The 9809-nt window shown below is 65.1% G+C and carries 7 protein-coding genes; all 7 read left to right on the top strand.

All coding sequences use genetic code 11. The features are described 5' to 3' along the window. Positions 1-228 precede the first annotated feature (228 nt). Complete coding sequence (locus AC07N6_RS24150; protein ID WP_494783840.1) at positions 229-1812, top strand: gamma-glutamyltransferase family protein; 1584 nt, start codon at positions 229-231, stop codon at positions 1810-1812. After that, positions 1790-2116, top strand: a complete 327-nt coding sequence (locus tag AC07N6_RS24145) for a hypothetical protein (RefSeq protein ID WP_494783841.1) — start codon at positions 1790-1792, stop codon at positions 2114-2116. The genes AC07N6_RS24150 and AC07N6_RS24145 overlap by 23 nt, the downstream gene beginning before the upstream one ends. A 137-nt stretch (positions 2117-2253) precedes the next feature. Next, positions 2254-4353 (top strand): diguanylate cyclase domain-containing protein, encoded by a 2100-nt coding sequence (locus AC07N6_RS24140; RefSeq protein ID WP_494783845.1) that lies wholly within the window; start codon positions 2254-2256, stop codon positions 4351-4353. 524 nt (positions 4354-4877) lie between these two features. Next, on the top strand, positions 4878-4967 hold the full coding sequence (gene kdpF / locus AC07N6_RS24135) for a K(+)-transporting ATPase subunit F (protein WP_494783842.1): 90 nt from the start codon (positions 4878-4880) through the stop codon (positions 4965-4967). Between the two features lies 1 nt (position 4968). Continuing rightward, positions 4969-6750, top strand: coding sequence for a potassium-transporting ATPase subunit KdpA (gene kdpA / locus AC07N6_RS24130; protein ID WP_494783843.1), 1782 nt, complete (start codon positions 4969-4971; stop codon positions 6748-6750). Positions 6751-6907: 157 nt separating this feature from the next. Beyond that, positions 6908-9010, top strand: a complete 2103-nt coding sequence (gene kdpB / locus AC07N6_RS24125; protein ID WP_494783846.1) for a potassium-transporting ATPase subunit KdpB — start codon at positions 6908-6910, stop codon at positions 9008-9010. Positions 9011-9038: 28 nt separating this feature from the next. Beyond that, the gene (gene kdpC, locus AC07N6_RS24120) at positions 9039-9641 is read left to right on the top strand and encodes a potassium-transporting ATPase subunit KdpC (RefSeq protein ID WP_494783844.1); all 603 of its coding nucleotides are present in this window, start codon (positions 9039-9041) and stop codon (positions 9639-9641) included. Positions 9642-9809: the final 168 nt, after the last annotated feature.

Here is a 9809-nt window from a genome sequence, read left to right as displayed (position 1 = left end):
TTCTTGGCGAGACAAGAAAAGTGAGCGGCTGCCGGGCCGCCCCCGGCGCTCCGCTCCGACCGGAGAAAGAAAAGCATTAAGCCAGTACATCTGCACGCAGCAAGACCAGACTACCCAAAAGACTCCCAAGACCCAAACTACTCAGCACACTCAGCACACCCAAACCACCCAGCACATCCACAGGTATCATCCCCCTCACCCCAATAAAGAAAAACATCAGGAGCCCAAATGTTGTACAGCAAGACCTGCATAGGCGGCATGGTCACCGCCCCCCATCATCTCGCCGCGCAAGCCGGCGCCAATGTCCTGCGCGAAGGCGGCAATGCGGTGGAGGCGATGGTTGCCGCGGCAGCGGCCATCGCGGTGGTGTATCCGCACATGAACGGCATCGGCGGCGACGGTTTCTGGGTTATCAGCGAGCCGGGCCGCGAGCCGGTGGCGATCCAGGCTTGCGGCCCGGCGGCGGCATTGGCGAGCAAGGATTTTTACGCATCGCATGCCGACCAAGCCATCCCCACCCGCGGCCCGCGCGCGGCGCTGACCGTCGCCGGCGCGGTCGGCGGCTGGGCTGCCGCGCTGGATTATGCGCAGCGCTTCGGCCGCCCGCTGCCGTTGGCGACCTTGTTGTCCGACGCCATCCGCCATGCCCAGTCTGGCGTGCCGGTCACGCGTTCGCAGCACGAACTCACGCGCGACAAATGGAATGAACTGAAGGACCAGCCGGGCTTTGCCGCCGCCTATGCGCAGAACGGCATTCCGGCGCAAGGCGCGGTGCTGAAACAAGCGGCGCTGGCGGCCACGCTCACGCGCCTGGCCGAGGCTGGCCTCGACGATTTCTATCGCGGCGACCTGGCCGCGACCATCGCCGCCGGGCTGGAAGCAGTCGGCAGCCCGCTGCGCGCCGGCGACCTCGCGGCTTATCGGGCGCAGGTGCTGCAGCCGCTGATGGTGCAGCTCAAGTCCGGCCGCGTGTACAACCTGCCGCCGCCGACGCAGGGCGTCTCGGCGCTGATGATCATCGGCCTGTTCGACCGCCTGGGCGTGACCGAGGCCGATGGCTTCGCGCATATCCACGGCCTGGTGGAGGCGACCAAGCGCGCCTTCATCTTGCGCAACCGGCATGTCACCGATCCGGCCCACATGAGCGTGAACGCGGCCGATTGGCTGCTGGCCGAGGCGCTGGAGCGGGAAGCCGCGCATATCCATCCGCAACGCGCGGCGCCCTGGCCGCATCCGGCCAAGCCGGGCGACACCATCTGGATGGGCGCGGCCGATGCGCAAGGGCGCGTGGTCAGCTACATCCAGAGCATCTTCTGGGAGTTCGGCAGCGGCGTGGTGGTGCCGGACACCGGCATCGTGTGGCAGAACCGCGGCGCCAGCTTCACGCTGGATGACGGCGCCAACCAGCTGCAGCCGGGCAAGCTGCCGTTCCATACCCTGAACCCTTCGCTGGCGCGCTTGAACGATGGCCGCACGCTGGCCTACGGCACCATGGGCGGAGAAGGGCAGCCGCAGACGCAGGCGGCGGTGTTTACCCGCCATGTGCTGTTCGGCCAGAACCTGCAGGCGGCGGTCAGCGCGCCGCGCTGGCTGCTGGGGCGCACCTGGGGCGACGTGTCGACCAACCTGAAACTGGAAGGGCGGGTGCCGGAGGCGACCGTGGACGCCTTGCGGCGCGCCGGCCACGAGGTGCAGGTGGTGGCCGACTACACCGACATGATGGGACATGCCGGCGCCGTGTGCGTGCATCCGGACGGGGTGATCGAGGGCGCCACCGATCCGCGTGCCGATGGCATTTGCGCCGGCCTTTGAAAACCTGCTGACGGTTTCGCCCGCTTCATCAAGCATCATGGGCTGGCGTCGCGCCGGCCTTGCCCGAACGGACGGAGGAGGATCCTGCGCGATCATCCTGCCGTCCGTTGTCTTTTTGCACGGCCTGGCGCGGCGCCAGGCGTTTCCTGCTGCGCGGGATTGCATGTCTTGCCGGCCGGCATGCTGCGCGCCGCCTGATTTCCTTGCTGTCGGCGCGCCGCCGCGCAGATGTCTTCGCCCTGAATTATTTCTTTATGGAAATTATTTCTTGTACTTTTTTTTCAAAGCCGATGAAAAAAAGTGAACGATCTGGCAAGATGCCATGTATACAAACGCGGTTCGCAGGGGGAGCCGTCATGCATTTGCTCGTATTGCCGCAATTTGTCCCAATTGAATAAGAAAAAAGCCCCATCTCCTCCGAATCTATCGTCGCTGATCACGATGGGGGTGGTTGTCACCGTACTGATCACGATTGTGTCGGTGCTGATCCTGGTGGATCAGTTCACCCGGGGCTATGCGCGCTCGGAGGCCGAGATGCGCCTCAAGCAACTTGCCTGGCAGATGCAGGACGCGCTCGAACGCGGCATGGCCGAGCGCCAGGCCGATCTGCGTATCCTGGTGACGCGTCCCTCCATCCGCGCCGGCAAGGACTTGCCGCACATGCGCGAGGTTCTCAACGAGCTGCAGGCCAGTGTTCCCAATTACGCCTGGATCGGCATGGCCGCTCCCGACGGCACGGTGCGGGTGGCCACCAAGGGTTTGCTCGAAGGCCAGAGCGTGGCCGGGCGCCCATGGTTCAAGGAAGGCCGGGAAAACGTCTATTACGCCGATTACCATCCCGCCATGCTGCTGGAGCAGAAACTGCCGCCGCAGCCGGAGCCCTGGCGCTTCGTCGACCTTTCCGCGCCGGTGCTGGACATGCAGGGGCAGGTCGTGGGCGTGATGGGCATGCATCTCTCCTGGGCCTGGGCGCGTGAGATCGCGGCCAGGCTGATCGATCCGGCGGCCGGCCGGTATGGCGTCGAAGTCATGGTCGTGCGCTCCGACGGCACCGTGATGCTCGGCCCCGGCGAGCTGGAAGAAAAGAAGATCGACACCGACAGCTTCCGTGCCTCGCAAAAAGCCAAGGATGGCGGCGCGGTGCTGGAGCGCTGGCCCGATGGCGGTCGCTACATCACCGGTTTTGCGCACACCGGCCAGGACGCGAGCATGCCGCTCAAGTGGAGCGTGATCGTGCGCCAGCCCGAGCATGTCGCGCTGGAAGCCTTCCACAACCTGGAGCGGCGGGTGATCCTGGTGGGCGCGCTGATCGGCGCGGCGCTGGTGATCCTGGCCTACGTGCTCACGCGCCGCCTGGTGGGGCCGGTCAACGACTTGAGCGCGGCGCTGGAGTTGCGCACCTCGGGCGCGCAGGACGTGCAGATCCCGCTGGTCAACAGCTACCGCGAAGTGCAGTTGCTGTCGTCGAGCCTGGTCAACATGGTCGAGCGCGAAGAAACCTACCTGCGCGAAATGCGTTCGCTCAACGAAAGCCTCGAGCAGCGCGTGGCCGAACGCACCAGCCGCCTGCACGAAACCGCCATCGCGTTGCAGCAGTCGCTGGACCTGCAGCACGCCAACCAGATCAAGCTGGCGGAAAGCGCGGACGAGCTGCGCGCGATCCTGGAAAACGCCCAGGACGCCTTCATCGCCGCCGACGAGAACGGCGCGATCGTCGAATGGAACCGCCAGGCCGAGCTGTTGCTGGGCTGGATGCGCACCGAGGCGGTAGGCCGCCAGATGGCCGAACTGATCATTCCGGCGGATATGCGCGAGGCCCACTATCGCGGCATGAAGGGCTTCCTCGAGAACGGCACCAGCGTCGTCATCAACAACCGCATCGAACTGCAGGCCCTGCACCACGACGGCCACGAACTGCCGGTCGAGATCACGGTCGGCCACGTCAAGCGCCACAGCGGCCACCTGTTCATCGCCTTCCTGCACGACATCACCGAACGGCTGGCCTTCCGCGACCAGATGCGCGAGCTGGCGCTGACCGACATGCTGACCAACCTGCCCAACCGCCGCGCTTTTTCCGACCGCCTGCCCGAAGCCATGATGCGCGCGCGCCGCGCGCACGAGCTGATGGCGCTGTTCTTCATGGACATCGACGGCTTCAAGGGCGTCAACGACCGCTACGGCCACGAGGCCGGCGACGAGCTGCTGATCCAGTTCGCCCAGCGCCTGCAGAGTTCGGTGCGCGATGTCGATACCGTTTCGCGCCTGGCCGGCGACGAATTCGTGGTGATCCTGGAAAAGCTGCAGACCCAGCAGGATGCGGTCAACGTGGCCGACAAGATCCTCAACGCCATGCGCGTGCCGTTCGAGCTGACGCACTCGCGCATCAATGTCTCCAGCAGCATCGGCGTGGCGATCTACCTCCCCGACGAGGATGGCGAAACCGGGCCGGAAGAGCTGCTGGCCATGGCCGACAAGGCCATGTATGCCGCCAAGCGCCGCGGCAAGAACCGGGTTGAAGTGGGCAAGATCGCCAATACTTGATGCGGCGCCGGCGTCCCTCTTTGTTTCTTCCGCTTTCCCGCTGGCGCCGGGAAGAAAAAATTCACCCTCGTCTCTCATGCCGTTCAGTTAAGACTGACCCTGAACCAAGCATCAGCCCGTTCGGGCTGAGTAGGCCCATCAGGGCCGTATCGAAGCCAGCGTCAGCGGCCTTGCCTGCCCTTCGATACGCTGCTGCGCAGCTACTCAGGGCGAACGGGGGCGGAATTCACAAACACCAATAAACATGTCGTTCAGCGCTTAACGGCATTGCCCCTCGCCCCGCATTTCTGTTTACGCGTTGTTTACGCCCCCTCCCCATAGTTTTACCCGGATTTAACGCCCATCGTCCTATCGTTCGACTGTCTCCGATTCCGTCAGGAACGGATTGAACAACGTGAACAAATGGAGTGGGAAATGTGGCAAACCGATTTTCTCTATGTGGGCATGCTGCTGTTGTGCGGCGCCTCGATGTGGGGCTTCGTCGCCCTGTGCGGCCGTCTGGAACGGCAAGAGGGGGACAAGAAATGAACGCCATGACTTTGCTCGGGCTGGCCGTGTCGGTCGTCTTGCTGGTGTATCTGGTCTACGCCCTGATCAAGCCGGAGGACTTCTGACATGGACAGCAACGCCTATCTCCAACTGGCCCTCTACCTGGCCGTCCTGCTGGCCTTGTCGGTGCCGCTGGGCTGGTACATCGCCCGCGTGATGGAAGGGAAGTCGAAGGTCAACCGCGTCTTCGGCGGTGTCGAACGCGTGTTCTACCGCCTGTGCGGCATCAGCCGCGATACCGAGATGGACTGGAAGCAGTACGCCATCGCGGTGGTCCTGTTCAACTTCCTCGGCCTGGTCTTCGTCTATGCGCTGCAGCGCGTGCAGCAATGGTTGCCGTTCAATCCGCAGGGCTTGGGCAACGTCGGCGCCGATTCCTCGTTCAATACCGCCATCAGTTTCGTTTCCAACACCAACTGGCAAGGCTACGTGGGCGAGACCACCATGAGCTACCTGACGCAGATGGCGGCCCTGGCGGTGCAGAACTTTATCTCGGCCGCCACCGGCATCGCCATCGCCTTCGCGCTGATCCGCGGCTTCTCGCGCCACAGCAGCAAGAGCATCGGCAATTTCTGGGTCGACATGACGCGTTGCTCGCTGTACGTCCTGCTGCCGCTGTCGGTGATCCTGGCGCTGGCATTGGTGCAGCAGGGCAGCATCCAGAACTTCAAGCCGTATCAGGAAGTGAAGACGCTGGAAACCACCCATTACACGACGCCCAAGCTGGACGCCGCCGGCCAGCCGCTGAAAGATGCCAAGGGCGAGCCGCTGGTCGAGGCGCAGAGCACCGACAAGCAGATCTTGCCCATGGGCCCGGTGGCCTCGCAGGAAGCGATCAAGATGCTGGGCACCAACGGCGGCGGTTTCTTCAACGCCAATTCGGCGCACCCTTACGAGAACCCGACCCCGCTGTCGAACTTCCTGGAGATGCTGGCGATCTTGGTCATCCCGGCCGCGCTGTGCACCAGCTTTGGCGTCCTGGTTGGCGACCGCCGCCAGGGCTGGGCCATCCTGGCATCGATGACGCTGCTGTTCGTGGCGATGACGCTGACCATCATGTACTTCGAATCGCAGCCGAACCCGATGCTGGCCTCGCTGCACGCTTCCGGCCCCGGCATGATGGAAGGCAAGGAAACCCGCTTCGGCATCACCGCCTCGGCCCTGTTCGCTTCGATCACCACGGCGGCTTCCTGCGGTGCGGTCAACGCCATGCATGATTCGCTCTCGCCGCTGGGCGGGCTGGTGCCGATGTTGCAGATGCAACTGGGCGAGGTGATTTACGGCGGCGTCGGCTCGGGCCTGTACGGCATGCTGATCTTCGCGGTGCTGGCGGTGTTCATCGCCGGCCTGATGATCGGCCGCACGCCGGAATATCTCGGCAAGAAGATCGGCGTGTTCGACATGAAGATGATGTCGATCGCCATCCTCATGACGCCGGCGCTGGTGCTGATCTTCACCGCCGTCTCGGTGATGGTGGAAAACGGCCTGGCCGGCATCGCCAACCCCGGCGCGCACGGCTTCTCCGAGATCCTGTATGCCTTCAGCTCGGCCGCCAACAACAACGGCAGCGCCTTCGCCGGGCTCTCGGCCAATACGCCGTACTACAACATCACCACCGGCATCGCCATGTGGCTGGGCCGCTTCGGGATCATCGTCCCGGTGCTGGCGATGGCCGGTTCGCTGGCCGCCAAGAAGCGCCTCGCCGCGACTTCGGGCACCTTGCCCACGCACGGGCCGCTGTTCGTGGCGCTCTTGATCGGCGCCGTGATCCTGGTCGGCGCGCTGACCTATGTGCCGGCGCTGGCCCTGGGGCCGGTGGTCGAGCATCTTCAAATGATGGCCATGTAAGCAAGCTGATCAAGCTGATGGATACCGCTGCGGCCCAGGCGCCGCAGCGGAGCAACCAGAAACGGATACCGATATGACTACCCCTTCTTCCCATTCCCAGTCCGGCGCCGCCGCGGCATCGGACGCGATACCGTCCGCCGCGCAGACCGTGCGCTGGATGTTCGATCCAAAAATCGTCAAGCCGGCGCTGCTCGACTCGGTGCGCAAGCTGTCGCCGCGCGTGCAGTGGCGCAACCCGGTGATGTTCGTGGTGTACCTCGGCAGCATCCTGACCACGCTGCTGTTCATCCAGGCGCTGGTCGGCAAGGGCGAAGCCCCGGCCGGCTTCATCTTTGCCGTGGCCGCCTGGCTGTGGTTCACGGTGCTGTTCGCGAACTTCGCCGAAGCACTGGCCGAAGGCCGCAGCAAGGCCCAGGCCGCCGCCTTGCGCGGCGTCAAAAAGAGCGTGCTGGCCAAGAAGCTGCGCCGCGCCGAACTGGCGCGCGGCGCCGGCGTGGGCGCCGACCAGTGTGAAGTGGTGGAAGGCGGGACGCTGCGCAAAGGCGACCTGGTGCTGATCGAAGCCGGCGACACCGTGCCGGCCGATGGCGACGTCATCGAAGGCGTGGCCACCGTGGACGAGAGCGCCATCACCGGCGAATCGGCCCCGGTGATCCGCGAATCCGGCGGCGATTTCTCGGCGGTGACCGGCGGCACCCGCGTGCTGTCGGACTGGATCGTCGTGCGCGTCTCGGTCAACCCGGGCGAAGCCTTCCTCGACCGCATGATCGCCATGGTCGAAGGTGCGCGCCGCCAGAAGACGCCCAATGAACTCGCGCTCACGCTGCTGCTGGTGGCGCTGACCATCGTGTTCCTGCTGGTGACGGTGACGCTGCTGCCGTTCTCGCTGTTCTCGGTCAGCGCCGCCGGCGCCGGTGCGCCGGTGTCGGTGACGGCCCTGATCGCGCTCTTGGTGTGCCTGATCCCGACCACCATCGGCGGCCTGCTGTCGGCCATCGGCGTGGCCGGCATGAGCCGCATGATGCAGGCTAACGTGATTGCCACTTCCGGCCGCGCGGTGGAAGCCGCCGGCGACGTCGACGTGCTGCTGCTGGACAAGACCGGCACCATCACCCTGGGCAATCGCCAGGCCGCCGCCTTCCTGCCGGCGCCCGGCGTGTCCGAGCGCGAGCTGGCCGATGTCGCGCAGCTGGCCTCGCTGGCCGACGAGACGCCGGAAGGCCGCAGCATCGTGGTGCTGGCCAAGAACCGCTTCAACCTGCGCGAGCGCGAGATGGCCGGGCTGGGCGCGCAGTTCATCCCGTTCTCGGCGCAGACCCGCGTCTCCGGCATCGACCTCGGCACGCGCCGCATCCGCAAGGGCGCGGCCGATGCCATCCGCAAGCTGGCGCGCCAAGCCGACCAGCGCCTGCCCGGCCAGGTCGAGACGGATATCGAATCGATCGCCCGCCGCGGCGGCACGCCGCTGGTGGTGGTTGAGTGGAACAATGAAGCCCAGGTCGTCAACAACGGCGCGCCGATCCGCATCCTCGGCACGGTCGAGCTGAAGGACATCGTCAAGGGCGGCATCAAGGAACGCTTCGGCGAACTGCGCCGCATGGGCATCAAGACCGTGATGATTACCGGCGACAACCGCCTGACCGCCGCCGCCATCGCCGCCGAAGCGGGGGTCGACGACTTCCTGGCCGAAGCCACGCCGGAACAGAAGCTGGCGCTGATCCGCCAGCACCAGGCCGAAGGCAAGCTGGTGGCGATGACCGGCGACGGTACCAACGACGCCCCGGCGCTGGCTCAGGCCGATGTGGCGGTGGCCATGAACAGCGGCACCCAGGCGGCGAAAGAGGCCGGCAACATGGTCGACCTCGACTCCAACCCGACCAAGCTGATCGAGATCGTCGAGATCGGCAAGCAGATGCTGATGACGCGCGGCAGCCTGACCACTTTTTCCATCGCCAACGACGTGGCCAAGTATTTCGCCATCATTCCCGCCATGTTCGCCGCCAGCTATCCGCAACTGGGCGCGTTGAACGTGATGCACCTGGCCAGTCCCGGCTCGGCCATCATGTCGGCGGTGATCTTCAATGCGCTGGTGATCGTGGCGCTGATCCCGCTGGCGCTGCGCGGGGTGCGCTACCGCGCGCTGGGCGCGGCGGTGCTGCTGCGCCGCAACCTGCTGATCTATGGCGTGGGCGGGCTGCTGGTGCCGTTCGTCGGCATCAAGCTGATCGACATGTTGCTGGCCGCTTTCGGCTTGGTCTGACCCCGCATCGACTTCACAAGGAAACATCATGAAATCACCTGTCTTAAAGAGCACGCTGCGTCCGGCGCTGACGTTGTTCATCCTGCTGGGCGTGCTGCTGGGCGGCGTCTATCCGGCCATCGTCACGGGCCTGGCGCAAGCCTTCTTCCCGCGTCAGGCCAACGGCAGCATTATCGAGCGTGGCGGCGTGGCGGTCGGCTCGGAGCTGATCGGCCAGGACTTCTCCGGCCCCGGCTATTTCTGGGGACGGCCGTCGGCTACCGGCAATTTCCCCAACAACGGCATGGCCTCCGGCGGCAGCAACCTGGGGCCGACCAACCCGGCCCTCAAGCAAGCCGCCGAGGAACGCGCCAAGGCCTTGCGCGAAGTTGGCGACGGCAGCCGGCGGGCCATTCCCATCGACTTGCTGACGGCTTCCGGCAGCGGGCTTGATCCGCACATCAGCCCGGCGGCGGCCGATTACCAGGCGATGCGGGTGGCGCAGGCGAGGGGAGTGGTGATTGACCAGGTGCGGGCACTGATCAGGGATAACAGCGAGGCGCCGCAGTGGGGCTTGTTTGGGGAGCCTCGGGTTAATGTGCTGAAGTTGAATTTGGCGTTGGATGAGGTGGCGCCTTTGGGGGATAAGTAGTGGTTTTTGGTATTGGGGTAGTCTGGTCTTGCTTCGTGCAGATGTACCGGCTTAATTCCTATCTTTCTCCGGTCGGAAGGGAGCGCCGGGTGCGGCCCGGCAGCCGCTCACTTTCTTTGGCCCGCCAAAGAAAGTAAGCAAAGAAAGGCGGCCCCTAAGTGCCAGCCC

This window comes from Herbaspirillum sp. GW821-FHT09A12, assembly GCF_059418325.1.
This window is presented reverse-complemented; position numbering and strand designations above follow the sequence as displayed.

Bases quoted from the DNA above. Each gene is read 5' to 3' on its own strand.
- AC07N6_RS24150 (WP_494783840.1), top strand. From the start codon at position 229: ATGTTGTACAGCAAGACCTGCATAGGCGGCATGGTCACCGCCCCCCAT.
- AC07N6_RS24145 (WP_494783841.1), top strand. From the start codon at position 1,790: ATGGCATTTGCGCCGGCCTTTGAAAACCTGCTGACGGTTTCGCCCGCT.
- AC07N6_RS24140 (WP_494783845.1), top strand. From the start codon at position 2,254: ATGGGGGTGGTTGTCACCGTACTGATCACGATTGTGTCGGTGCTGATC.
- kdpF (WP_494783842.1), top strand. From the start codon at position 4,878: ATGAACGCCATGACTTTGCTCGGGCTGGCCGTGTCGGTCGTCTTGCTG.
- kdpA (WP_494783843.1), top strand. From the start codon at position 4,969: ATGGACAGCAACGCCTATCTCCAACTGGCCCTCTACCTGGCCGTCCTG.
- kdpB (WP_494783846.1), top strand. From the start codon at position 6,908: ATGTTCGATCCAAAAATCGTCAAGCCGGCGCTGCTCGACTCGGTGCGC.
- kdpC (WP_494783844.1), top strand. From the start codon at position 9,039: ATGAAATCACCTGTCTTAAAGAGCACGCTGCGTCCGGCGCTGACGTTG.